Genomic DNA, 24,963 nt, shown 5'->3' with positions numbered 1-24,963 from the left:
CATGTACCCGGCGTACGGTAAATACCAAACAACAGATTTTAAATATTCCAACAAATGAAAGGGCTATCAAATCGAATTTACTCCCTGTTTCACCCTTTTTGCTTTCCGGTTCTCTGCTGCAGTAGTACAATTAATGGTCGAAGGAGGATACATATGTTTGACTTGAGTGTAGCAGCTATCATATTTGTGGTTATTTGTTCCATTTTTATCGGAATTTCTAAAACGGGACTTCCGACGATGGGGATTTTTGTCGTGGCTGTAATGGCCTCTATTTTCCCTGCGAGGGAATCACTCGGCATCGTGCTGCCGATGCTGATCACCGCTGATGTCATAGCGGTGATGTATTACAGGCGGAGCGTTAATTGGCGAACACTGTTATTCATGTTTCCGTGGGTGCTGGGAGGACTTGCAGCAGGCTTTATTATGCTGTTTTATGTGCAGGCAAGCCGTCCGATTGAAATCGTACTCGGCATTCTTATTCTATTGTTAATCAGTCTCCAGCTTTACGGGGACAGACAGAAAACCTCCTGGGCGGAAAAAATACCGCAGTCGACCTGGTTTGTTGCGGTTATGGGAACCCTGGCTGGTTTCACGACGATGATTGGTAATGCCTCGGGCCCTGTAATGGCGATATTTTTACTGGCGCTTGCCCTGCCGAAGCAGGAATTTATCGGGACTGGTGCATGGTTTTTCATATCAGTGAATCTGATTAAAGTTCCTATGTATGCTGCTCTTGGATTGATCACGGTTGAGTCGCTCACCTTTAACCTTTGGCTTGTTCCCCCTATTCTTATCGGAACGTACCTTGGTATCAAGTTTCTGCCGCTTATTCCACAGCAGGTGTTTCGAGTTATTATTATGCTGTTGACCGTATTTGGCGGTATCCGGCTTTTAATTAGTTAACATAAGGGCATCCGGCATAAAACATTCCTCTCTCTGCCAAACTAAATGCAGTAAAGAAATTGGAGGGATGAAACATGGCTGCACAGCTGCCGGAACATACAAAGTCTTACTGGAGAGATGATACCGATCTTCCTTCGTTCGGGAAACTGGAGGAAGATACCGCAGCGGATGTGGTGGTCGTCGGTGGTGGAATAACCGGACTAACTACGGCTTCTCTATTAATAAAGGAAGGACTGGATGTTGTTGTACTGGAAGCCGGTTATTTATTAAATGGTACAACCGGCCGCACGACGGCCAAGATTACCGCCCAGCATGGAATGATTTATGACGAACTGATTCAACACATGGGTAAAACGAAAGCCCGGCTGTATTATGAATCCCAGATCGAGGCGCTGCAATTCATCAAACAGAATATAAAAGAGCAGCAGATCACCTGCGATTTTCAGACAGAGACTGCGTACTTGTATGCCGAAACCGATCAGGACGCACGCACACTTGAAAAAGAATACGAAGCCTGTCAGAGTCTTCATATCGATACGGAAATGAAAGACAGCATCCCGTTATCCATAAACGTGCAAAGTGCTCTCGCCATGCCGGGACAGGGCCGGTTTCATCCTTTGCAGTACGTGGAGCACCTTGTTCAGGAGATTGTGAAGCATGGCGGCCGGATTTACGAACAAACGACAGCTGTCAATATTGCACGACAAAAGCATAAGGAAGCAGTGTTAACAGAAAATGACTGCCGGGTTACAGCTGATTCGATTGTATGCTGCTCCCACTTCCCTTTTTATGAAGGAACAGGCTTTTATTCGGGACGGATGCATGCGGACCGCTCCTACGTCCTCGCTGTTCAAACCGATATAACGTACCCCGGAGGTATGTATTTAAGTGCCGGAGATCCTGTCCGCTCGCTGCGCTCTGCCTCTATGGACGGAAAAGAAATTGTTTTGATCGGCGGTGAAAACCATAAAAGCGGCCAAGGCAGAAACACTCTCGATCATTACCGGGCCCTCCAGCAGTTTGCCGGCAATCTTTTCGGCCGCCCTGAAATTCTGTACCGATGGTCTGCCCAGGATTTAACGACGATAGATAAAGTTCCTTACGTTGGTGAAGTGACAACCTCCCGGCCTGATGTGTACATCGCCTCCGGATTCAACAAATGGGGTATGACCAACAGCACCTGTGCCGCTCTTCTTCTGAGGGATCTCGTGCTGAAAAAAGAAAATCCCTACAGTGAACTGTATACTCCGGCACGGTTTTACGCTGATCCAAGTATCAAACACTTTCTGAAAGAAAACGTTGACGTTGCCAAACATTTAATAAAGGGAAAACTGGAGATGCCTCATGCTTCCATCGAGGGGCTGGAAAGGGATGATGCTGCCGTATTTATGGCAGACGGGCAGCGTAAAGGGGCCTACAAAGATAAAGATGGGGAGCTTTTCATCGTGGATACAACGTGTACGCACATGGGTTGTGAAGTAGAATGGAACCACGGGGACCGCACGTGGGACTGTCCCTGTCACGGCTCGCGTTTTTCCTGCACCGGCGAAGTTATCGAGGGCCCTGCTGAAAAACCGCTGCAAAAGCATCCTCATACGATGCTCGACAATTTGACCAGTGAGAATTCCGGGTATTAACCTGTATGACGGCACCTTGGTTTCGAGGTGCCTTATTTGATGTATGCAGAGCAGGAAATGCAGGTTCACCTGCGCATTCGTTCACCGGTGAATGGACGAAGCAGCATACTTCCAGCCCGCATAACATTGACGTTGGAGGAGAACAGCCGTTTTCCTACGCTGGTATTCAATTGTTTCACGATAAAACTGAAGCCGTCGTTATTTAATGTCTCCATCCCCTGCCGGAGGACCATAGAGTCGTGAAAACTTTTCCGTAACGGCTTCGTGAACTCCTCATATCTTCCGTATCCACATAAATCGAAGGCCGCGTATATACCGGTGAGAATGGATTCAAGCTGTCCGAAACCTAAAAACGGCATAATGGAACCAAAGCAGTTACCGGTAAAAAACGTATTGCCAATTCGTGGTGAGCAGCACATCCCTATTTTGTAGTTTTTAATCTGAAATTGGTCGTTAATGGGCAGGGATTGCTGCAATGCTTGTGAGGCAGCTTCCAGAAGCAGCTGCCACCGTTTTTCTGTCTGTTCTTTCGATCCGGCAGAGGTATCCGGATAAGCCATGACAAGATTGGCCTTTGTTGACGAAATCGGCAGAAGATAAGCATATCCCTGCGGTGCTATATTGTTATCAAGCCAGATCCGAACGTGGTCCCGTTCAAAATTCCCCTCTATGATGGCTCCTTTTAAAGATACCGACAAATACTCCTGGAAATTACGGAGGTTCGCTGCATAGGAAGCATCTCCTGTAGCGAGAATGACGTGGGTATAGTCCTGCTGCAGTGATTCATACGTTCGCTCGGAGTGATAATGCACCGGGGAGCTCACCTGTTCTGCAAGCTGCTGTTCAAGAGCATGCCGGTGTCTGCCGCGCAGCGTAATAAATCCGCTGTGCGCTTCAATCACAGCCTTCTGTCTCCCGGAATAAAAAGTTAAACAACTTATAGCCGAAGCCGGCTTCACATACAGATGAAATTCTTCAGATAAATACCGGACAACGTCATCAATCGGTTTTGTCAGAAAAGACATAAATGCTTCTCCGTTTACGAATCGGTCACCAACACGGCTTCGTTTTTCAAAAATATCGGCGCTGATGCCGTGTTTCTCCAGCATGAGGGCACAGGATAAACCGGACAGCCCCGCGCCCATAATAGCAATCCTCATACGTATCCCTCCAAATACTCTTTGTAGTCAGTATTTGATACGTGGGGAATTTTATGAAATACGCCGGAGCTTCATTCTTTGGTTCGGATGGTGCCCCGATCGGTTTGTTCAATCAAATCTTTTTTCATCAGCTGCCCGAGGGCGCGTTTAAACGCCGCTTTGCTGATGTGAAACGTGTTTTGTATATCTTCTGGACTGCTTTTATCACTGAAAGATATCTCTCCCCGGTTTCTGGATAAATACAGCATAATGGCATGGGCATCTTTGTCCATGCTTTCTGCTGCAGAAGGAAACATGGACACATTAATGGTTCCATCCTCTTTTACGTCAACGACCCGGACGTCCACCCGTTCCCCCATTCTTGGTTCTTTTATCCGCTGGCTTGGATGGAGAAACGCACGGTGTCCGTTTTCGGTGCGGATGAAAGAACCTGCTTTGCCCGCACGATACACCCATCCGGTAAGGTTATGATGGATAAGAGATGCCGGCGCCGGGACGGCTGTTTCGAGCATTGTTTCTTCTCCTGCGGTTCTGGCCAGGAGCCTTCCCTGCTTATCCGTGCTCAGTATGACATACAGCTGATCCCCGGGCTCCGGCCATACATTCTTCATGAAGGGAAGATCATCTTTTGGCACAAGAATATCATGAGGGAGATTTAAGTTTATAAATACTCCCAGCTCCGGCACCACCTCGGCCGCTGCAGCCCAACCATACGTGTCCGCAGTGACCTCCGGGAGGTTCATGGTGGCTGCCGGCTGCCCTTTTTTATCGGTATAAATAAAAATGTCTGTATGTTCTCCAACAGAAAGACTGCGCACCGCTTGCGCAGCGGGAAGTTCAAGCGTGGTTCCCTCCAATTCCACAAGGTACCCGTTATGTTGTTTTCTGTTTACGTAAGCTTTTGCGATGGTTCCATGTTTCATCAATATTCAACCTGCTTTCTTCGTCCTTCTGAAAGGCAGCATCCACGGATAGGTTTATTCCCAGTCTTGTTAAAATGGCAACAGCCTGATCCTTTTCTGCCGTCCAGAGGGCTTCATTTTCTTTGTATTCCACCGGAGCATCCGTACGAATCGAGGCCAGTTCTCTCGAAAGGTGAAGCATGTCCAGATGAGTTTCTACTTTGTTTCTGATTCCTTGAGGCAGTTCATCCATCTGTTCGAGCAGGGCATCAAGTGTACCATATTCGTTCAGAAGTTTCAGAGCCGTTTTTTCGCCGATTCCTTTCACACCCGGGTAATTATCGGCAGTATCTCCCATCAGTGCTTTCATCTCAATGATACGTTCAGGGTGGCAGCCTTTTTGTTCCATCATATTGTTCTCATTGAACATGGCATAATGTCCCTGTCCTTTTTTCATAACGGCAATATCGATAGAAGGGCCGATAAGCTGCAGTAGATCCTGATCGCCTGTTAGAACGGTAACCTTAGACGAAGGAGCAGCCTGTTTGACAAGCGTCCCGATACAGTCATCGGCTTCAAACGAATGAACTCCGATGTTTGGAACATCAAAAGCGGACATCGCCTGTTTTGCCATATCAAATTGTGGAATAAGTTCTTCCGGCGGATTGGAACGGTTCGCCTTATATTCGGGATACATGGAGGTTCGAAACGTCGTACTCCCCATATCCCAGCAGCAGATGATATGACTGGGCCGGAACGTATCCACCGCTTTCAGGAAATGTTTCAGCATGCCGAAAACGGCATTAGTCGGTACATTCTCGTTGTTATACATATAATTTCCATACACCGACGTGGCGTAAAAACCTCGGAACAAAAGAGCCATGCCGTCTATAAACAGAACGTGGTTATTTTTCATTTTCTCCTCTCCCATCCTCTTGATCATAGCATAGAAAAAAAGTCTTCCGCCAAATGAATGCAGCGGCTCTCGTTTATTTCTGTTTTACTTTTGTCACATAACCTCTTCAAAGGGACGTCTGCACGAAAGAAAACGTACAGTTGCGCATTTTTTATAGAAGATTATGTGACAACAGAGCAGATAAAGAACAAACGCTGTTATATAATAACAGCAGCAAAAGGATGCTTCTCCTTTTTGATTCTACATGCCGAACATGGAGCATATCGTGTGTCGTATGCCTGCAGATAAAGGGGGGATCACTATGTAATTGTCGAAACGTTTCCTGCGGTATTTGGTGGTATTTTCCTGCAAAACGGAAGGATCGACCTTCCTGAAAAATTATACAAAAGAAGGGTGATACGATGAGCAATAAACTGGAATCCACGGCCACCATCCAGCTGGAGGAAAAGACGTATTTCGACAACTTAAAAATGGTAGCCAGACGGGCCAATCGATACGAAAGTTACATTGTCCTGGAGTCGGAGAGCAAAACGGTAAACGGCAAAAGCATTTTAGGGTTATCCTCTTTTTTGAGACCTTCCGAGAATGTGACACTCCGCGCCATTGGACACGATTCCAGACAGGCCGTGCAGGACATCAAACATTTATTCACTCATGTGTAGGATCGACAGAGAAAAAGCAGCGGCCGCGCTGCTTTTTTTGTTGCTGTTCATCGATGCTGGCGGTACAGGACTGCAGCTGTTATGCTGGAGAAAAAGGAGTCAAATCATGAAACGTGAAGATATGGAAGAGCAGATAATAGAAAGTTACAAACAGGACGAAAAAATGATGATTCTTGTCTTTGCCCAGTGGTGTGTCAATAAGGATCTCGATGCTTTTGAACTCTATACAAAGACGTATCCAAAGCAGAAAGATAATCCCCTCTTAAAAGAGGCATTGGAATTAACCGTTCCAAAAGAAGAATCCGAAACAATTGCTGACGATACCTTATTTGGTGTGCTTTCTTTGTATGGAAATGATGATCTTGCTCACACGGCATCCCGTTACACGAAGAAATAATCCGTTTGATGCACGGAGAAAAAGGAAATAGTCCCTAAAAACTATTTCCAAAGGAGAGAGCAGACGATGAAACACCAAAAAGTAACACCGATGCGGTTTAAAGATGACGGTGAAATCCCCAACAATGAGAACCTTCCCGTCATTCTATATTCCGGTGTGTTCGCTCAAGACCCAAATGACATCCGCCCCGCGTTTGAACGCCATAATTGGACCAACAGCTGGGTCGGCGGCGTATTTGACTATCACCACTATCACAGCAATGCCCATGAAGTTCTTGGTGTACTGAACGGACAAGTTTCCATTAAAATTGGCGGCAGAGATGGAACAACATTTGATCTTGAAAAAGGAGATGTAATTGTTCTGCCGGCCGGAACCGGGCACAAAGAAATGAGTTCGAGTTTTGAGTTTGAAATGGTCGGAGCTTATCCATTCGGCATGGATTACAACCTGAAAACCGGAGAACCGGAAGAGCGCCCCGGTGTCCTGAAGGATATCGAAGAAGTGACGCTTCCTGATCAGGATCCTGTATTTGGGACAGAAGGTCCTTTACTGGAGATATGGCATGAAGAATAGAAAGGAGAGCGGAAGTTATTTACCGCTCTCTTTCTTACTTCTTTCACGGTATTTAAATCGACCCAGCCATCTCCATTCCAAGCTTGTTTTCCAGGTAATCTGCCAGAAACAGCTGGATTCTCTTTTCGCTGCCGCTTTCGCTTGGAATTCTTCCTATCTCCTGCAGCAAGGTCCTTTCTTCTCCCCCAAGGGAGTCGTTCCACTCTTTTGTTGTCAGCGTAAACTTCTGCTTTTCCACATTTATCACTCTTTACTTCCTGTTCAAATGTAAATAAAAAGAAGCGCTGAAACATCATTCAGCGCCCGGCATTGTGTTTTTGTCCATGTAACCGTTGTTTTCCTGAATGAGAGCCAAAGCGTCTTCGACTTCACTGTCATCCACCTCAAATTCAACGATATAGTTCAACTTCCCGCTGACGGATGAGGGGTCGGTTTCTTCATCCCCGCCTTCTTTAAATGGTACAGCTCCCGGAATGATACTTCGACCCCCGGAACCGGTACTTCCGCTCTGAAGTGGAATGAGCAGATTATAATCCGTATCCCCGGGGATTTCATCCACCTTCACTTGCTGAACTTTTAATTTCTGCAGCTTCATCCGGACATCTTCGGCGTCATTCTCTGTGAAAAAATAAGCCTGCATGCTTGCAGCCATGAGAGAACTCCTCCTTTCATTACAGGGAATATACCCTGATCTCTTTTGTATTAATCAAAAAAAATAACGCCTGGGACAGGCCCGTCCAGCGTTCCCCGGACATCAAGAAACCCCTTGATGCAGCAGCTTTAAGGGTTCTGAAAAATAACAGGAAGCTATGTTACCGGACGGTGGATGTCTTCCGGGAGACACCTTGTTTTTGCAGGAAGTCCTGTACTTCTTCTTTCGTAATACCGGCGTCTCTTGCCATTTTCATTAATTCCACCCATTCCCTGTCTAAAGGAGTATGATAATGTGATTGACTCATTTCTATTCTCCTCCGAATGATTGAATTCTATCCTGCTGCTTTTTTCACGAAGCTCTCTTTTCTCTCATTCTAATAATAAAGAAAACAGGTTAAAATGGGGTAAAACAGCAATAAAAATTTTAAATTTTCTTCACGGTTTATGGAACTTGTATCCAAATCCCCGGACCGTTTTAATATATAAGGGGCGGGACGGATCTTCTTCAATTTTTTTTCTTAACCTGCTTATATGGACGGAGACTGTTTTTAAATCACCGAAACGGTCGGCGCCCCACACGTTGTCATACAATTGTTCAATGCTGAACACCTGGTTCGGGTGCCGGGCGAGCACAAGCAAAAGCTGCATTTCTTTTGCGAAAAGGTGGAGGACTTCTCCCTTGCGTTTCAGTGTGAAACTGTCCAGATCAATTTCCAGATTCCCTGCGCTCAGTATGTTATCCGGCTGGCTGCCCTGCTGATTATTGATGTCATTTCTGCGAAGATGGGCCTGTACTCTTGCCATTAACTCTCCGGGATCAAAAGGTTTGGTAATGTAATCATCGGCTCCGGTTTCAAGGCCCTGTATTTTATCTTCAAATTCCCGTTTCGCACTTAAAAACAATATCGGCGTTTCCTTATCCTGTTCCCGTATTTCTTCACAGATTTCCATGCCGCTTTTGCCGGGAAGCATGACATCCAGGAGGATCAGGTCCGGACGGTGGTCCTTTTGCAGCAAAAGAACGTCGCTGCCGTTGGAAGTGCTGATTATTTGATACCGGCTTTCCAGATACAGTGTTATTAAATTGCGGATATCCTCTTCGTCTTCTACAATCAGTATCTTTTTCCTCTCCATCTCGTTATCCATCCTTTGCTTATGTTGTCATCGGACCGGGGTACAGAGGGAGCATGAAGAAAAAGGAACTACCTTCCCCACCCCTGCTCCGGGCCCAGATCATTCCATTATGATACTCGATGATTTCTTTGGAGATAGCTAGACCAAGGCCGGTGCCGGAGCTTTCACTGCTTTTATTTCCGGTCGATCCGCCGCGGAAAAAACGTTCAAAGATATAAGGAAGCGATTCCGGTGCAATACCGCTCCCACTGTCATGGATTCCAATGATAATGTGCCGGTTTTCCACTCCAGTCCGACTCCGTTTTGTATCACTACTTCCGCTGATAAAACAGACCGATGGCATGATTTCAATGTGAACGGAATCCCCTTCGTTTGTATAGTTACCGGCGTTTTGGATAAGATTGAGCATCACCTGTTCAAGACGATCCAGGTCAGTGAAAAGGTATTCCTTATTATTAAAAATATCCGTTTTGTCTTCGAGCGAAAAGCTCAACCTGCGCGATTCCACTTCTTCTTTGAATGTTGATAAAAACCTGGACGTAAATATCGGGATGCTGATCCATTCCCAGTGAAAGCGGACCTGTCTGGCTTCCAGCTTTGATAAATCATATAAATCCTGAATTAAACGGTCAAGAAATAAGGTTTTCTTATATATAAGCTGTAAATAGTGGAAGTCCCCTGCAGCAATAACCCCGTCCATCATCGCTTTGACATATCCCTGCAGTGACGTCATCGGTGTTCCGAGTTCATGTGAAATATTGGTTAAGAGATGGCGGCGTGACTGTTCCATACGCAGTAGTTCATCCGTTTTATGTTCCAGCTCGACAGTTCTTCGTTTCACACGATCTTCCAGTTCCAGATTCAGAACAGCCAATTCTTCATTCACCTGTTTGAGAGAATCCTGTTTCTCTTTCACTTCTTTCATTACCCGGGATAGAACGACCAGTGTTTCCGCTCTGGCCGCTAATTCTTCTTTATTATACGGCTTGGCCAGATAATCATTGGCACCCGCGGCAAACGTTGCGACAAGATGCTCCATTTGGTTGCGGGCAGTAAGAATGAGAATCGGCATTTCAGTCAGGGTGAAACGTTCACGCAGCCGGCGGGTGACTTCAAGTCCGGATAGTTCCGGCATCATGACATCTAGAATAAGTAAATCATAACGGCTGTCTACTTCCATTATTTCCATGACCTCCCGCCCGTTGCTCACTGCTGTTACCTGATAACCGTCTGAGGTGAGCTGATTCCAAAGGACTTGAAGGTTAACAGGTTCATCATCGGCAATGAGAATGCGGCCCTTTTCCAGTGAAACAGAATGTGTCATTGTAAAAGAGGCTGCGCCGGTATCTCCCACAAGCAGCGCAGGAGTTTTACGGACAGTGCATGTGGATCCGGATTCACGGGATACCGGGAGAAAAACCGTAACGGTTGTCCCTGTGTTTTTCTCTGAATCCAGATGGATCGAACCGTCGTGCAGTTCCACCAGCTTTTTTGTAATACTAAGCCCCAGGCCGGTGCCTCCGGGATATTGTTCCCGGGTTGAAGCCCCTTGTTCGAATTCCTGAAACACATTAGATGTCTCTTCTTTTGTCATACCGATTCCGGTATCCTGAACGGTTAACTTGATTTCGCTGCCGCTTCTTACTGCACTGATGGTGATTGTGCCTTGTTCCGTAAATTTCACGGCATTGCCGATGATGTTATGAAGAATCTGCTGCAGACGGTTCTCATCGGCAGAAACGAGTGGGAGACGTTCCGGAATACGATGAATAACAAAGACGCGCTTTCCCTGCAGAAGAGGTTCGGATATGGAAAGTACTACTTGTACGGTATCATATAACGAAACCGGCGTGCGGTGAATCTCCATTTCTTTATGCCGCAGCCTGCTCATATCCAGCAGATCGTCAACGAGACTGGACAAGCGTCTCCCGCTTCGGATAATCATGGATACATGCTGCTGCAGTCCGGTGGTGGAAGTATCGGCGGCCCCCTCGTAAATCGATTCAGCAATTCCTATTATACCGTGCAGAGGGGTTCGCAGCTCGTGGGACGTATTAGCCAGAAATTCGTCTTTCAGCTTATTCGCTTTTTTTAACTGTTCCACAGCTTGTTCCCGGCTTTCTCTGGCTTCTCGTTCAGCCTTCTCTTTTTCCGTGCGGAGCGTATTGAACTTATCGGCAAGTGCAAGGGAGAACAGCACAACTTCGAGCGCCGCTCCGATCTGGGACGCATATTTCGTATAAAAGGTCACGGGTATCAGACCGGCATCAGCAAGCGAAGAGGTCAGCACCCCTGTCAAAAAAATGACCCATCCGATAAAAAAGAAGCGGGCGGGACGGTACCCGTCCTTCCAGCGTAATCCTGTGGTAGTCAGTACGATAATCACAAGCAGCACCGCAGAGAAAATGACGAGGTTCAACGCTGCCGTATAACTTATCATTAACAGGCCGAGAATCATAAACTGAGATACAGCTGTGACCGACAGCAGTGTGTTGAGGCGGGGCATTGATCCTTTTACATGGAGAAAGCTTTTAGCAAACAGGAGAGCAAACGCCTGCGACGCTCCCATAAAAAAAACGATGGCCCGGTTGTTCCACCAGCTGCTTTCCGGCCACAGAAACTGATAGGCGGTGCCGTTCAGCGTCAAATGAGTAAAAACAAGACTTAAAATAAACAGGACATACCATAAATAACTGTGAAAGCGAAGGGAAAAATATAAAAATAAGTTATATAAAATCATGACGAAGGCCAGTCCGTAATATAACCCGAGAATCAGGTATTCCATCTGGCTCTTCTCGCTGAAAGCGTCCTTTTCCCACAATGTAATGGGAAGCTGCATTGCTCCTTGAGTATCAAATTTCAGGTAGTAGACGGCACTGGAACCGGAAGGAACCGATAGATCAAACGCAAAATTGCGGTGGCTGCGGGTACGGTCATGGAATGGATGAAGGTCGCCTGCCTTTTCAATCAGTTTGAAATCCCGTCCTTCTGATTGGTACAGGGAGATGGAATCGTGCGGAGGATAGGCGATTTCCAGTACCCAGTCTGTTTTCGTGGACGTATTGTACACCTCATAACGAACCCAGTAATTTGAATCGGTGTAACCGTAGTTTGGTATGGCTGCCGAATTGTTTTTAAACCTCTTTGCAACCGGTGGTGAGGTGACGTCTTCCACCGTCCACTCTCCGTCCTCGTCTTCGAGAACTTCCATATTCTCCGGGATTTCGTAGCGGTGTTTCCCCTCTTCCAGCTCAACTGATGCTGCGATCCTGCCTGTCCAAAGCAGACTGAAAAGGAAGATAGAAATAATGATGACAGACTTTTTTGCCATTTTACTTCCCCTCCTCCCTGCGATGTATATTCAAATCATACTAAATCCCCGGACTAAAATGTAGATAAATTTGAGAAATACTCACACTATTTGTGATTTTTTTGTTCAGTAAAGCCTTTTCAACGGGGCTGGGGGGTTGAAACATGGTGATAGATATGATTAGATGTAGAGCAACGTTTAGAAAAATCCGGAGGAAAGAAGGTCCGCTATTGGCTGGGAGACGATTGTTAAGGAATGCTCTGTTTCTGCCGGGGATCCTGCTGATGCTTTCTGCCTGCCGGGCCGGGGAACCGGCACAAGGTCATGATCAGACGGAATTAGTGGTGGCAGCAGCAAGCAGTCTTCAGGATGTTATGAGAGACATAAGAGAGACGTTTGAGAAAGAGCATCCCGATGTAGAACTTACCTTTCACTTTGGATCGTCAGGCTCGCTGAAACAGCAGATTGCGCGCGGAGCACCTGTCGATGTGTTTATATCGGCTTCTGAAGATCACGTCAAGGAGCTGATTCAAAAAGAACGGATGAGAAAAGCAGATACACAAAAGATAATGAAAAACCGGCTGGTACTCATCACCCCGGCAGAGGTTTCTTCATCTATTACCCGTGTCGAGGATCTGACGACCGTCGGGTTGAAAACGGCTGCCGGTGTTCCGGAAAGTGTTCCAGCTGGTGCTTATGCTAAAGAGGCACTCGAGTATTACGGAATATGGAACGAGATCGAAAACCAGCTTGTGCGGGCAAAAAATGTCCGTCAAGTTTTAACCTACGTGGAAAATGGAAATGTAGATGCCGGTTTTGTTTATAAAACCGATGCCCTGGTGTCCGGTAATGTACAGGTAGTGAAAGAAATAAAAGAGGGCGCTGTCACGCCGATTATTTATCCGGCAGGCATTGTAACAGGAACAAAACATAAAAAAGAGTCGCAGGAACTGCTTGCTTTTCTGACCAGTGATAAAATACCGGACATTGTTTCGGAGTACGGGTTTGAAACGGAGACGATTAAATAATGCTGTATACGATTTCTTTTTGGGACCCCGTACTTCTTTCCGTTCAAACCGCAGCAGCTGCTCTGGTCGTTGTGCTGCTTGGAGGCATTGCTGCAGCTGGTCTCATGAAAGGCAGAACATTTTTTGGAAAAACGTTTTTCGAAACTATTTTTTTGCTGCCAACGGTCCTTCCCCCTACAGTAACAGGGTTTCTGCTTATCATTATTTTTGGAAACCAGCATGTGGTCGGACGTATCTTTGAAACGCTGTTTAATCAGTCCCTGATGTTTACGTGGTGGGCTGCGGTACTGGCAGCAGCTGTGGTAGCTTTTCCATTTATGTATCAATCGGTAAAAACCGGTCTTCAGCAGGTCGATGAAAATATTGAACATGCCGCACGGACCGACGGTGCCAATGAATGGAAGGTATTTCTATATATATCTCTGCCACTCAGTTTCCGGGCGGTTCTCTCCGGCGTTATTCTCAGTTTCACGAGAGCGCTTGGTGAATTCGGGGCGACATTTATGTTTGCCGGGAACCTTCCCGGCGTCACCCGGACCGTACCGATTGCCGTGTTTACAGCAATGGAATCAAATCAAATGGCGCTGGCATGGGCCTGGGTGGCGTCGGTGGTGGTTCTATCTTTTTCTCTGTTGTTTGTACTGAGGAAATGGAGCATCTAAGGAGGGAGCTTCATGAAAACAGCTGGTGTGGTATTGTGCGGCGGGAAATCATCTCGTTACGGCACGCAGAAGATCTTTGAGACGTTTCAAGGGCAGCACTTGTATGAACGGAGTCTGCATTCCTTTTTGTCGGCGGACCTTACGGCGTATCTATTGACAAACAGGATACTTTCCTCCCAATTCCGTGAACCCGCAGCGCGCATTCTCGTTGAAAAGGAGGAATATCAAGGACCGTTGTACGGTCTGTACAGCTCGATAGAGATGCTTCCTGCGTTTGAATCCATCTTTATGCTTCCCGCCGATGTTCCCTGGGTTCATACCGGATTTGTGAGGCACATGCTTGGCCATGCTTCCCGCAGGATTCCGGACTATAATGCCCTCATCCCTGTATCGGGCGGACGCATCCACCCTGTCCACGGTATTTACCATCGTAGTGTATATGCACAGGCCGAGTGTGTGCTGCAGGAAGGAGAGCGAAGCATGCTGCCGCTTCTTGAGCAGATCCGTCCATTCTATCTTTCTTTTTCTGACACAGAACCTGTGTTTATTAATATTAACAGAAAAACGGACTGGAACCCTTCTCAGGAATAGAACGAGCCGAGTTCCATGATCATTGCTCCCATTCGTTCATTTTCAGGCGCCACAATTCTTGTCACTCCTTCTTCTCTTAACGCTTCTGCCGTCACTTTTCCAACAGCTGTTGCAGCGGTAGTGCTCATCAGCATCCCGGCGAGCTCCTTTTCTTTATACTGCTGTTTGGCGTAGCGGAACAGAGAGTGCACCTGCATCTGTGTCGTAAAACAAACTGCATCATAAGATCCTGCCAAAATGCTGGTGAGTGCCGGCTCAAGGACAGCTTCTTCCGGGGCGGAATATTTATATGGATATAATTCCACGATCTCCGCTGCTCCTTTATCATAAAGAAACGCATTCAGTTTTGGCGACGCGATGCCGTGAAGTTGAACCGCGGCTGTTTTACCGTGGAAATCCATTGGTTCAAGCGCCCGGATCAGTCCGTCAATCGTGCCATCATCATCCCGTGCGTCCGGGACAAGCTGTATCTGTTTCAGGGCGGAAGTTGTTTTATATCCTCTTGCGGCAACGTTTGCTCTTTTTACAGAGATAACAAGTGCCTCCCTCTCCCCCGCTTTCTCTGCGAATTCGAACAGACTATCGGTTCCCATACCAGTCATGAAAATGAACCAATCTGGTTTTTTCTCGATTACTTCCTGCAGCACCGGCTTGACTTCGTCTTCTGCTGGAGATGTTGTTCCCTGTAACGGGCAGACGACTGCTTCTCCCCCCTGCTTTTCAATCAATGCCGTCATTTCTTCTGTTTTTCTGGAAGCGGCGAGCATGATTTTTCTGCCTTTCAGTTTTTCCGCCATGGTATCTCCTCCTCGATCAAACGTTGGAAACGTCACGATAAATAACTATCAGGACGCTTGGTGGTTTTGGTTTCTATTGTACCATTTTTGCTGATATAGACAGCCGCATTCTGAAGTTTATCGCCGTTTTTCAGGTTTTTTCTTTTGTTTATAAATGTTGATAAATAAAGAGCCGACTCTTCTGCAGGGCCGGCTCTTTGTTTATTGGTGTATTTATTCGGAAGCTGTTTGGTGTTTAATAAAGAAACTGAGGACAAAACCGAGAGCCCCAAGAATAGAAGCTACCCAGAACGCAACATTCACTCCATGAATCAACCCTTCCACATTCGGTGCAGGACCGCCTTGATTAAGTGCTGCGGTACTCATGACCGTAACAAGAAGTGCGGTGCCAATAGAACCGGCTACCTGCCTCAAAGTATTATTCATTGCCGTACCGTGAGGAATCAAATGTCTTGGCAGTACATTTAATCCGGCTGTTGTAACGGGCATCATAACCATCGCCACACCAAACATCCGCATGGCATAAAATGTGGTCATGTAGACAAAGGACGTTTCTGTCGAAAGCACGGTGTACATTACATTGGATACTGTGACAAGTAAAAGACCGATAACAGCAAGCCATTTTGCTCCCACTTTGTCAAAAATACGCCCTGTAATTGGAGACATCAATCCCATCAACACAGCGCCGGGAAGCATCATCAACCCGGACTCGGTAGCAGTGAAATCACGGTAATTCTGCATATAAATCGGAAGAACCGTGGCTGCGCCGATCATGGCCATAAAGACAAGCATACCGACCGCTGTCGTGAGCGTAAACATTTTGTACCGGAGAACCCTGATTTCCAAGATTGGTTCTTCAAGTTTCAGCTGCCGGGTACCAAAAATGATCAATGCCACTGCACCGACTGCCATGGAAACAATAACGGGAGCACTCGCCCAGCCTGTATTCCCGGCTGTACTGAAACCGTACAAAACGCCTCCAAAACCAAGAGTGGACCAAAGAATGGATGTAATGTCCACTTTCGGAAAGTGGCGCTCAGTGACGTTTTTCAGAACAAAATATGCAACGAAGATATCAATAACAGCAATTGGGAACACAATATAAAAGAGCGTCCGCCAGTGGAAGTGGTCGACCATGAACCCGGACAATGTCGGGCCGATAGCGGGCGCAAAAGCAATAACGAGCCCCAGAAATCCCATCGCCTGCCCTCTTTTTTCAATTGGGAAGATAAGCAGAACAACTGTCTGCATCAACGGCATCATGATACCTGCAGCAGAAGCCTGAACTACCCGGCCGACCATTAATATCGAAAAGTTCGGTGCAATGCCGCAGATCAGTGTACCGACAGCAAATGTAGAAATGGCTGTAATAAACAAGCGCCTTGTCGTAAATGTCTCAATTAAAAATGCGGTGACGGGAATCATAATCCCGTTTACAAGCATGAAAATGGTCGTCAGCCACTGTGCTGTACTCTCGGTAATGTTCAAATCCTCCATAATCGGAGGCAGAGCGGTGGCAAGCAGCGTCTGGTTCAATATGGCCACAAAGGCTCCGACCAAAAGGACGGCCATAATGGGGATTTTTTTAATTCCTTGTTGACTGTTTTCTTCATTTTGATTCGTCATACTATCTTCCTTCTTTACTCTCATTTTGTTTTTGATAATAAAAGTCTTTTAGTGTTTCCACCTGTTTCTCCAGCCCCGGCCGGGTTAAAAAATCAAAAAGAGCGTTCATCAAAAAGGACCGGGGATCCGGGGTCTTCCATTCTTCTTCGAGAAGAAGAATGGCGTTTGTCAGTTCTTCTTTAATGCCTATGCTTTCAGAAAGGTGATGGATCTGGGTTTTCACAGCGGCCAGTTGGTCTTCTCGTTTTTCTTCTGATGTCTTCATATCCGGATGCTCGGCTATCTTTTCGTATTCGCTCATCCATTCATCAGTTAAAATAGGATCGAGATGATTTCCGTATTTAACCAGAACATCCAGTTTTGCAATGATGCCGCCGGCAAACTTTTCCGGATCGACAGACGTATTGTGTTCTTTCAGCAGTGTAATATATTCTTTCATCGCTCCCTGCAGAAACAGCACATGGTCCCATATCTGCGTCCGGATATCTTCGCCGTAAACTTTCAGCAGCCAGTCTTTATGAAGGCGGATCATGGCTGCTTTTGTCCTTTTCATGAGAGGCATCAGCTTTTTGTGTTCCTGCACGGATACCACCTTTTGAAGAAGAAGAAAAAACTCTCGATTGTCGGCCATCCCTTCCAGTTCCATACTGATCATTTTGATTAACTGCTTCTTCACGGAGAGTGTCTCATCCATATGAAGGTTTTCCGCTTTTTTTAAAATCTGCTGGTGATTGTAGCGGAACACTTCCATTAAAAGATCCTCTTTAGAGGCAAAATAATTGTAGAAACTACCTTTTGATATACCGCAGGAGGAGACAATTTCCTGGACGGATGTGGAAAAATACCCCTTCTCCGAAAACATCTGCAGTGCTGTCTGTATAATGGCTTCATGCTTATCCATCTGCGCATTGCTCCCTTTCTTACTTGCGCTGACCGTTTAGTCATTTAAGTACTGATCAGTTCAACAACCTACTATATTCTATAGGTCTACTTTTCTCATGTCAAAACATGAGATTGAAAAAGAAAAAGGTAATCTTGTTCCCCCCTTCGTATTCCCGGGTGGAAATGTGTTATCATAAAAATTAGTTTAATGAAAAGGATGAATGCTGTTGATTAACTGTCAGAATGTAGAGCTCCGTTTTGGAGATAAAAAACTTTTTGAAGACGTAAATATTAAGTTTACTCCCGGAAACTGCTACGGAATTATAGGTGCAAACGGAGCCGGAAAATCGACGTTTCTTAAGATACTTTCCGGCGAAATTGATTCTACGGGCGGCCACGTTCAAATGGAAAAGGGAAAACGGCTCGCTGTACTGAAACAGGATCAGTTTGCTTATGAATCAGAACGGGTGATGGATGTTGTCATCATGGGACACTCCCGCCTTCATGAAGTAATGGAGGAAAAAGATGCGATTTACATGAAGCCTGACTTTTCTGATGAAGACGGAATGAAAGCGGCGGAACTCGAAGGTGAATTTGCCGAACTCGGCGGTTATGAAGCGGAAACAGAAGCTGCTCAACTGCTGCGTGGTCTCGGTGTAAGCGAAGATCTGCATGAAAAGAAAATGTCGGAACTGGCCGGCTCTGAAAAAGTGAAAGTCCTTCTGGCTCAAGCTCTGTTTGGCAACCCGGACGTCCTTTTGCTCGATGAGCCGACCAACAACCTCGACATCGCAGCAGTGCAGTGGTTGGAAGAGTTTCTAATCAACTTTGAAAACACGGTCATTGTTGTTTCCCACGATCGTCACTTTTTAAACCAGGTCTGCACCCATATTGCCGATATTGATTACGGTAAAATCGAGCTGTATGTCGGAAACTATGACTTCTGGTATGAATCCAGCCAACTTGCCCAGAAGATGGCCAAAGAAGAAAACAAGAAAAAAGAAGAGAAGATTAAAGAGCTGAAAGAGTTTATTGAGCGTTTCAGTGCGAACAAGTCAAAGTCAAAGCAGGCGACATCAAGAAAGAAAATGCTTGATAACATCACACTTGATGATCTTAAGCCCTCTTCGAGACGCTACCCGTTCATTCAGTTCAAACCGGATCGTGAACTCGGGAAAGATCTGCTTGTCGTGGAAAACCTCAGTAAAACGATTGACGGGGTGAAGGTTCTTGATAACGTCAATTTTACGCTGCGGGGGAATGAAAAAGCCGCTTTTGTTGGAGATCAGGAAATAGCGAAAACAACGCTTTTTAAAATCATCTCCGGTGAGATGGAGCCGGACAGCGGTTCCTATAAGTGGGGACTAACGACCTCGATTTCCTACTTCCCAAAAGACAACTCGGAATTTTTCGATGGAGTGGATCTGAATCTTGCGGACTGGCTTCGTCAGTACTCCCCAAATGATCAAACGGAAACGTTCATCCGCGGCTTTCTTGGCAGAATGCTGTTTTCCGGCGAGGAAGTATTCAAGAAAGCAAAAGTACTGTCCGGCGGGGAAAAAGTACGCTGTATGCTTTCCAAAATGATGCTGAGCGGTGCCAATGTACTGATTATGGATGAACCGACCAACCATTTGGACCTGGAGTCCATTACGGCCTTGAACAACGGGCTCATCAATTTTAACGGCGCGGTTCTGTTTTCCTCCCACGACCACGAATTCGTCCAGACCATTGCCAACCGGATTATCGAATTTACTCCGGACGGCGTTATCGATAAGCAGACGACGTATGATGAATATATTGAAGACCAGAAGCTTCAAAAAAAATAACTGCTGTCAAAAGGCTGTCTATCCCGCAGGTACCGGGATAGACAGCCTTTTAAGTGGTTGCACATTTTTATTCCAGGTGTTCTTCATGTTGCTCAAGAAAAGCATGTACTTTCTCAGCAGAAACCGCCAGTCCGATTGTTTCCTGCCCGGTTCCGGATCCGGTTCTTCTGGCGTACACGACCCCGCTTACCCTGCCTTCTTCTGTAATTACTGGACTTCCGCTGTTCCCTTGATAAATAGGGGCGGAAAGCCCCATATCATCACTACCGGTCTCCTCCCGACTCAACACTTTTCCTTCATTCGCGATCTTTGTAAAAGACAGCGGGTTCCCTATGACATAGATATGGTCTCCCGGAGTATCGTTTTTTTCCTGAAGAGGAAGCGGGGAAAATCCGTTTCCTTCTATATCGAGAAGCGCGAGATCTTTTTTGGCATCAGCAGCCAGAAGTTCCCCTTCGTGTATCTCCCCGCCCCGGGCACTTACCGCGATGGCATCCTGGTTTTCAATCACATGATGATTCGTCAATGCCAGGCCGTCTTCAGAAATAAAGAACCCTGTGCCCTGCGTCCGGATATATTTCCCATCTCCCTGCACTGTTACGACCGATTCTTTCCAGTCCTGAATCTGTTCGTCCTGCGACAGCCGGTAGGACGTCTGCAGGAAGCTGAACACATCAAGACGGAATGTATCAAATAACATTGCGGATGTCTGAAAAATGAGCATGGCTGCAATAACAAAAGCCGTCCATTTTATGCCTTTACGCTTTTTTCTACGCTTTCGTTTTTCTTTCGTACGCTGTTTCGGCTCTTCTTCAAGCGCCTCCTGAAATTCTTCATAGGAAAGATTTTCATAGGCTTCATCATGCATTTCTTCCAATGTATCTTTATGTCTTCTTTTCATGCCATTCTCCTTTATTCTTCCCCTGTCTCCACTATACAACATAACAGGTAGTCCATACACCTGCCTTTATTTCTATACTAATATATCATTTCTATAGTATTATTGTTATACCACAATAGTTAACTTTAAAAAACGTGTCCTTGTCAGGAATACACACCTGTGAAACAGTTGGTGCACAAGGGTTTTTGAGGATAAACACAAAAAAACTGCCCTGTAGGTACAGGACAGTTTTTCATCGGACCTTTTCATTTTGCCTTTTTGATGGAAGGAAACGACTGATCGAGCTTTTGAAGAACATGCTGGATGACAGGGTAATTTTTTCCCCAGTCCCCCGATTTTTTCTGGATGGACGATACAATATCCACGGCCGTTTCATTGGGACCGACCTGTACGATGGTGATAATCACATCAAATCGGTCTCTCCCCTCAGCGGCTTCCAGAAAGAGTTCCCCCCGCTCCTGGTCTGCTTTAATGACTTTGTTGATTTTTCCGCTCGTTTCCGGAAGCTGCTCCAGGTTTCGGAAGACTCTCGTGAAACCAGCGGCGTAATATCTTGTTTTCAAACCTTGGTGTTTAGGTTCTTCGGATGTTTCTTCTCTTGGTTTGAAGATTCTGCTGATTTTGTACCAGACACTCATCTACATCAACCTTTTTCATTTATAAGTTTGTTCAAAACATCCTTTGTTTATCGTTTTAGATTTCTTCAAAATAGTATTTTTCGAATCCCCCGATTTTTCCGGTATCGTCGATAATGAAATAAAACTCTTCTGTTTCATTTTTGACATCATATACCTCTCCAGGAGTCAGGACATTATGCACTTGATATTTCTTTGCGTTAACGTGTCGGCAGCGCAATTGCTTTATCGTTTCTGTCTCAGTCCATTTTAGATGGATCATTACTGTCGTCCCCCCTTTTCGTCCAAGCGTGCGGAAGTAAAAACAAAGCTTTTCTTCCCGTAATTCATCTTATTCTCGTAAAACGAATGAGCCTGCGTCCGCTCAAGCCCTGAAGATAATACGACACGCTCTGCTCCATGTAATGCGGCAAACGATTCGATGTCCGACAGAGCTTTTCTGCCGATACCCTGGGAACGCTTTCGTTCATCTGTGACAAAATCGTCAAGCCACACATGCCGTCCGTTATATAAATTTTCCTGAAAACGGAGCCCAGCTGCTGCGGTAAACGTTCCCTCTTCCTTCCATGCGAAAAGGCGGTATCCTTCCTGCTGCATCCGGCGGACTGCTTTTATGTACTCTTCTTCGTGCAGCCGGGGACGCAGCTGACGGATAAGAAAGAAAACGCTGCGCACATCTTCTTCATCAAAAAGCTCTTCCAAAGGGTGATCCCTCCAGTCGATTTTCTAAAAGCATATCAGGAATCAAATCTTTTGGCAAGAAAAGCAGCGCTCTCCGTAGAGGCGCTGCTGCGGTCACTTATCAGGCAACAAACATACCGGCAATCGCGGCACTGAGAAGGGAGGTAAGGGCACCTGCGAGTACCGCTTTAAGCCCCAGCTGGGCAAGTTCATTTCGTCTCTCCGGTACGAGAGAACCAAAGCCGCCAAGGATAATAGCCATTGATGATAGATTCGCAAACCCACACAACGCAAAAGTGATGACGACGCGGGATTTTTCAGTAAAGGATTCAATTTCCGGTGCGAAACTGGCGTAGGCAACGAATTCGTTCACAACCAGTTTCTGTCCGATAAAGCTTCCGGCCTGCAGGGCTTCTCCCCATGGCACGCCGATCATAAAAGCGATAGGAGCAAAGATGTAACCGAGAATCATTTCCAGTGTCAAACTTTCGATACCGACTGCGCTGCCGAGAAGGCCGACAATCAAGTTAATCACCGCAATCAATCCGATAAACGCAAGCAGCATCGCTCCGACGTTCAATGCGAGCTGTACACCCGTAGAAGCGCCGCGTGCTGCGGCATCGATCACGTTCTGGGACTCGGTATCCTTTTCGATTGTAATAGTATCGCTCGTTGCCGAAATTTCGGTCTCAGGCATCATCGTTTTTGCCATAATCAGCCCGCCCGGCGCTGCCATGAAACTCGCGGCAAGCAGGTTGTCAAGCGGAATACCGAGCTGGGAATAACCGAACAGTACAGAGCCGGCAACGGATGCTAGTCCTCCTGTCATGACTGCAAAAATTTCGGAACGGGTCATATCAGAAAGATACGGCCGTACAACAAGCGGAGCCTCCGTCTGGCCGACGAAAATGTTCGCCGCCGCCGACATGGATTCCGCCTTACTTGTTCCAAGAATATAAGACAAAAAGCCTCCGATAATCTTGATTAAAATCTGCATAACACCAATATAATAGAGAACTGCTATCAAGGATGAGAAGAATATAATGATAGGAAGCACTTCAAAAGCGAACACACTGCCGACGTTATCCAACGCAAGAAGGTCACCTACGAGAAAGTTAATTCCCTCATAGGAGCTGTCAATAACAGCCTGAACCCCTCTTGTCAATGCTTCCAGTGCTTTACGTCCCCATTCCCACTGAAGTACAATAAACGCAAACAGAACCTGGAAAGCCAGTCCGCCGAGAATGGTACGCGGACTTATTGATTTTTTACGGTCGGAAAAAAGGAATGCCAGAAATAGAATGAAAGCAATACCCATGAGTCCCCATAAAAAATTCATTGTTTCACCCCTCTTTTTTGATTATCCCCTCCGCATAAGGAAACGCTTTCCCTCTTTTTGAAAGGACATAGATAACTTATCAAATTTCCACGAAAAAGTAAATAATGTATAGGAAAAAGGTACGGAAGAAAACTTCACCATTTTAAGCAATTGGTATGGGATACGGAATATTAACCGGGAAATTCTTATGAATTCGTAGATATTTCTTTCATTCTATAAAAAACGGAAGATTCCATCTTCCAGCCTGCGCCCTAATTTTTGAGACAGACACCTCGTGACTCCCTTTCGTATCTTTTTAAAATTCCTTTACCTATAAAAAAAGCCTCTGATTATATCAGAGGCCGACCGCTGCTTATTCGACACTCAGGCGAAGGTCCGGCAGATTGTTCAAGATAAATTGGGATTTGTCGGAATCTGACTTCACAGCAAACTGCCTGTAGTATTTCAACGCTGTTTCAAAATGAGCCGGCATGTTTTCGTATTCTTCCAGCACCGTGTCAAAAACGTTATAGGCAAGCATAAGCGATGCCACAAGGTCGGTGAACGGAAGGATATATGACGTGGAATCATGGTGAGGGGCTGTACAGAGTGTCATCTGCTCCACCTGTTCATCAAAAAAGGAAGCAGCCTCTTCAATATAAGGACGGTACAACGGATGGACACCGCGGGCAGCTTCTTCAAAAAAACCGCGCCATTCTCTGCAGAAACTGATCATGTAAGGAAGATCCGTTTTACTGACCGTTAAATCAAACCCGGCTTGGCGGATTCTATCCATGCTCATAGGTTCCAGTGTTTTATTGTTTATTCCTAAATAGAAAAATTTACGACGATACGCTTTCATTCCGCACCCCGTCTTTCGATTTTTGTCTAAAAATATAGTTTAAATTATTGTAACATGTTTAAAAACAGTTTCCTACTCTTTTGATAAGAAAAACGCGAGTGCCCTGAACAGTTGAAGCCCGCCTGTATAATGGAGGAGCTTCCGCTGATAACTTATGCGGCATGTGGTCCTCCGGGCATACGGGTGATCCGGATCCGGGAATCATATCTTCTGATGTCCTGTCATTCACAGGATGAAAGTTTTTTGAAGCATCATGTAACAAAAAATAAGCGCACCCATGGAAGGGTGACGCATGGTTTAAACGATCAAAGGCATGCCCAGCGGCGTACATCACTGACAATTTCCATTATTTCACTATTTTTAAACTCAAGATTTTTGAGTTCAGAGACGTAAAGGTAAAGGACAATAGTATCCCGGTCTCTGTTGTCAATAATCTCAACCGAACTGATGCCTTCCTTTTCTCCGGTGATCGGTAAAGCGGTTCTCTGGCTTAACTCCGCTTCCGTTACTTTACCCCGTGGAACATCCAGCACAACTTTGAGATGGTCTTCCATATCATCACAGATCATTCCCCACCGTTTACCGAACCATGCGCGGCATCCCGTTGTGCTTATCAGTGTATATCCATAAGGAGGAGTCGGTACAAACTTTGTACTTGCCCATCCTCTAAGCTCCATTGCACTGCAGAGCTCTCTTGCTTTCGTACGTACGAGCGTTTCCTGATTCTCTTTAACAGGCATCGTATCCCTCCTTAATTATTGTGTTACACCGGATATATCTGCGATTGAAACGGGCGTTTTGTAAACTCTGAACAACGCTTCACATCTGTACTATAGCACAGCTGAGAAACATTGTCGATTAATTGAACAAAAATTCTAACTTTTGTCACACATCAAAGGGGTA

The 24,963-nt window shown here is 46.0% G+C and carries 27 protein-coding genes; 9 read left to right on the top strand and 18 right to left on the bottom strand.

Going from position 1 to position 24,963, the window contains the following annotated elements; genetic code table 11:
• The first annotated feature begins 153 nt into the window (after positions 1 to 153).
• Positions 154 to 903 (top strand): sulfite exporter TauE/SafE family protein, encoded by a 750-nt coding sequence (locus BM058_RS05220; protein WP_090925977.1) that lies wholly within the window; start codon positions 154 to 156, stop codon positions 901 to 903.
• A 74-nt stretch (positions 904 to 977) separates the two neighbouring features.
• A complete protein-coding gene (locus BM058_RS05215) occupies positions 978 to 2,540 on the top strand; it encodes an FAD-dependent oxidoreductase (RefSeq protein ID WP_090925976.1) in 1,563 nt (520 codons plus the stop codon).
• A gap of 65 nt (positions 2,541 to 2,605) precedes the next feature.
• Here the strand turns inward: BM058_RS05215 and BM058_RS05210 are convergent, their stop codons facing one another.
• The 3 genes from BM058_RS05210 to BM058_RS05200 form a co-directional block, all read right to left on the bottom strand.
• Complete coding sequence (locus BM058_RS05210; RefSeq protein ID WP_090925975.1) at positions 2,606 to 3,700, bottom strand: NAD(P)/FAD-dependent oxidoreductase; 1,095 nt, start codon at positions 3,698 to 3,700, stop codon at positions 2,606 to 2,608.
• Positions 3,701 to 3,771: 71 nt separating this feature from the next.
• Positions 3,772 to 4,623, bottom strand: coding sequence for a CvfB family protein (locus BM058_RS05205; RefSeq protein ID WP_090925974.1), 852 nt, complete (start codon positions 4,621 to 4,623; stop codon positions 3,772 to 3,774).
• A complete protein-coding gene (locus BM058_RS05200; protein WP_090925973.1) occupies positions 4,574 to 5,518 on the bottom strand; it encodes a 5'-3' exonuclease in 945 nt (314 codons plus the stop codon). Before BM058_RS05200 ends, BM058_RS05205 begins: the two co-directional genes overlap by 50 nt.
• Before the next feature lie 401 nt (positions 5,519 to 5,919).
• Here BM058_RS05200 and BM058_RS05195 point away from each other — a divergent pair, with 401 nt between their 5' ends.
• The 3 genes from BM058_RS05195 to BM058_RS05185 all read left to right on the top strand — a co-directional run bounded on the left by BM058_RS05195 (position 5,920) and on the right by BM058_RS05185 (position 7,150).
• Positions 5,920 to 6,180 carry an HPr family phosphocarrier protein gene (locus BM058_RS05195; protein ID WP_090925972.1) on the top strand — a complete coding sequence of 87 codons (261 nt, stop codon included), beginning with the start codon at positions 5,920 to 5,922 and terminating at the stop codon, positions 6,178 to 6,180.
• Positions 6,181 to 6,286: 106 nt separating this feature from the next.
• Entirely contained in the window at positions 6,287 to 6,577 is a 291-nt protein-coding gene (locus BM058_RS05190; RefSeq protein WP_090926098.1) for a hypothetical protein, read from the top strand.
• 66 nt (positions 6,578 to 6,643) lie between these two features.
• Positions 6,644 to 7,150: a cupin domain-containing protein gene (locus tag BM058_RS05185; protein WP_090925971.1), complete on the top strand. Its 507-nt coding sequence runs from the start codon at positions 6,644 to 6,646 to the stop codon at positions 7,148 to 7,150.
• A 52-nt stretch (positions 7,151 to 7,202) separates the two neighbouring features.
• On the opposite strand, the gene BM058_RS05180 is transcribed toward BM058_RS05185, so the two are convergent.
• The 5 genes from BM058_RS05180 to BM058_RS05160 form a co-directional block, all read right to left on the bottom strand.
• Entirely contained in the window at positions 7,203 to 7,397 is a 195-nt protein-coding gene (locus tag BM058_RS05180) for a hypothetical protein (RefSeq protein WP_090925970.1), read from the bottom strand.
• 45 nt (positions 7,398 to 7,442) lie between these two features.
• On the bottom strand, positions 7,443 to 7,802 hold the full coding sequence (locus BM058_RS05175) for a hypothetical protein (RefSeq protein ID WP_090925969.1): 360 nt from the start codon (positions 7,800 to 7,802) through the stop codon (positions 7,443 to 7,445).
• 160 nt (positions 7,803 to 7,962) lie between these two features.
• Positions 7,963 to 8,109 (bottom strand): anti-repressor SinI family protein, encoded by a 147-nt coding sequence (locus tag BM058_RS05170; RefSeq protein WP_090925968.1) that lies wholly within the window; start codon positions 8,107 to 8,109, stop codon positions 7,963 to 7,965.
• A 130-nt stretch (positions 8,110 to 8,239) separates the two neighbouring features.
• The gene (locus BM058_RS05165) at positions 8,240 to 8,938 is read right to left on the bottom strand and encodes a response regulator transcription factor (protein ID WP_090925967.1); all 699 of its coding nucleotides are present in this window, start codon (positions 8,936 to 8,938) and stop codon (positions 8,240 to 8,242) included.
• A gap of 19 nt (positions 8,939 to 8,957) precedes the next feature.
• Positions 8,958 to 12,269: an ATP-binding protein gene (locus BM058_RS05160; RefSeq protein WP_090925966.1), complete on the bottom strand. Its 3,312-nt coding sequence runs from the start codon at positions 12,267 to 12,269 to the stop codon at positions 8,958 to 8,960.
• Positions 12,270 to 12,478: 209 nt separating this feature from the next.
• Between BM058_RS05160 and modA the strand changes: the two genes are divergently transcribed.
• Genes modA through mobA form a run of 3 tightly spaced genes read left to right on the top strand, consistent with a single transcriptional unit; the run spans position 12,479 to position 14,529 of the window.
• Positions 12,479 to 13,276 (top strand): molybdate ABC transporter substrate-binding protein, encoded by a 798-nt coding sequence (gene modA / locus BM058_RS05155; protein ID WP_177195441.1) that lies wholly within the window; start codon positions 12,479 to 12,481, stop codon positions 13,274 to 13,276.
• Positions 13,276 to 13,938, top strand: a complete 663-nt coding sequence (modB, locus tag BM058_RS05150) for a molybdate ABC transporter permease subunit (protein WP_090925964.1) — start codon at positions 13,276 to 13,278, stop codon at positions 13,936 to 13,938. Before modA ends, modB begins: the two co-directional genes overlap by 1 nt.
• A gap of 12 nt (positions 13,939 to 13,950) precedes the next feature.
• On the top strand, positions 13,951 to 14,529 hold the full coding sequence (mobA, locus tag BM058_RS05145) for a molybdenum cofactor guanylyltransferase (protein WP_090925963.1): 579 nt from the start codon (positions 13,951 to 13,953) through the stop codon (positions 14,527 to 14,529).
• On the opposite strand, the gene BM058_RS05140 is transcribed toward mobA, so the two are convergent.
• The 3 genes from BM058_RS05140 to BM058_RS05130 form a co-directional block, all read right to left on the bottom strand.
• Positions 14,520 to 15,326 carry a uroporphyrinogen-III synthase gene (locus tag BM058_RS05140; protein ID WP_090925962.1) on the bottom strand — a complete coding sequence of 269 codons (807 nt, stop codon included), beginning with the start codon at positions 15,324 to 15,326 and terminating at the stop codon, positions 14,520 to 14,522. The two genes, mobA and BM058_RS05140, sit on opposite strands and share 10 nt — an antisense overlap.
• Before the next feature lie 213 nt (positions 15,327 to 15,539).
• Positions 15,540 to 16,952, bottom strand: coding sequence for an MDR family MFS transporter (locus BM058_RS05135; protein WP_090925961.1), 1,413 nt, complete (start codon positions 16,950 to 16,952; stop codon positions 15,540 to 15,542).
• A 1-nt stretch (position 16,953) separates the two neighbouring features.
• Positions 16,954 to 17,853: a TetR/AcrR family transcriptional regulator gene (locus tag BM058_RS05130; RefSeq protein ID WP_090925960.1), complete on the bottom strand. Its 900-nt coding sequence runs from the start codon at positions 17,851 to 17,853 to the stop codon at positions 16,954 to 16,956.
• Between the two features lie 208 nt (positions 17,854 to 18,061).
• Here BM058_RS05130 and BM058_RS05125 point away from each other — a divergent pair, with 208 nt between their 5' ends.
• Complete coding sequence (locus BM058_RS05125) at positions 18,062 to 19,663, top strand: ABC-F family ATP-binding cassette domain-containing protein (RefSeq protein ID WP_090925959.1); 1,602 nt, start codon at positions 18,062 to 18,064, stop codon at positions 19,661 to 19,663.
• A gap of 67 nt (positions 19,664 to 19,730) precedes the next feature.
• On the opposite strand, the gene BM058_RS05120 is transcribed toward BM058_RS05125, so the two are convergent.
• From BM058_RS05120 to BM058_RS05090, 7 genes are all read right to left on the bottom strand, one after another.
• A complete protein-coding gene (locus tag BM058_RS05120; RefSeq protein WP_177195440.1) occupies positions 19,731 to 20,564 on the bottom strand; it encodes a S1C family serine protease in 834 nt (277 codons plus the stop codon).
• A 245-nt stretch (positions 20,565 to 20,809) separates the two neighbouring features.
• A complete protein-coding gene (locus tag BM058_RS05115) occupies positions 20,810 to 21,202 on the bottom strand; it encodes a hypothetical protein (protein WP_090925957.1) in 393 nt (130 codons plus the stop codon).
• Positions 21,203 to 21,257: 55 nt separating this feature from the next.
• Positions 21,258 to 21,461, bottom strand: coding sequence for a DUF6501 family protein (locus BM058_RS05110; RefSeq protein ID WP_090925956.1), 204 nt, complete (start codon positions 21,459 to 21,461; stop codon positions 21,258 to 21,260).
• Positions 21,461 to 21,901 carry a GNAT family N-acetyltransferase gene (locus tag BM058_RS05105; RefSeq protein WP_090925955.1) on the bottom strand — a complete coding sequence of 147 codons (441 nt, stop codon included), beginning with the start codon at positions 21,899 to 21,901 and terminating at the stop codon, positions 21,461 to 21,463. The genes BM058_RS05110 and BM058_RS05105 overlap by 1 nt, the downstream gene beginning before the upstream one ends.
• A gap of 100 nt (positions 21,902 to 22,001) precedes the next feature.
• Positions 22,002 to 23,219, bottom strand: coding sequence for a NupC/NupG family nucleoside CNT transporter (locus BM058_RS05100; RefSeq protein ID WP_090925954.1), 1,218 nt, complete (start codon positions 23,217 to 23,219; stop codon positions 22,002 to 22,004).
• 352 nt (positions 23,220 to 23,571) lie between these two features.
• On the bottom strand, positions 23,572 to 24,060 hold the full coding sequence (locus BM058_RS05095) for a hypothetical protein (protein ID WP_090925953.1): 489 nt from the start codon (positions 24,058 to 24,060) through the stop codon (positions 23,572 to 23,574).
• 305 nt (positions 24,061 to 24,365) lie between these two features.
• The gene (locus BM058_RS05090; protein WP_090925952.1) at positions 24,366 to 24,800 is read right to left on the bottom strand and encodes a hypothetical protein; all 435 of its coding nucleotides are present in this window, start codon (positions 24,798 to 24,800) and stop codon (positions 24,366 to 24,368) included.
• Positions 24,801 to 24,963 lie beyond the last annotated feature (163 nt).

Origin of the sequence: Salibacterium qingdaonense (assembly GCF_900114715.1) — a bacterium.
Lineage (GTDB): Bacteria > Bacillota > Bacilli > Bacillales > Marinococcaceae > Salibacterium > Salibacterium qingdaonense.
The sequence above is the reverse complement of the archived record's forward strand: the minus strand, read 5'-3'. Positions and strand labels throughout refer to the sequence as shown.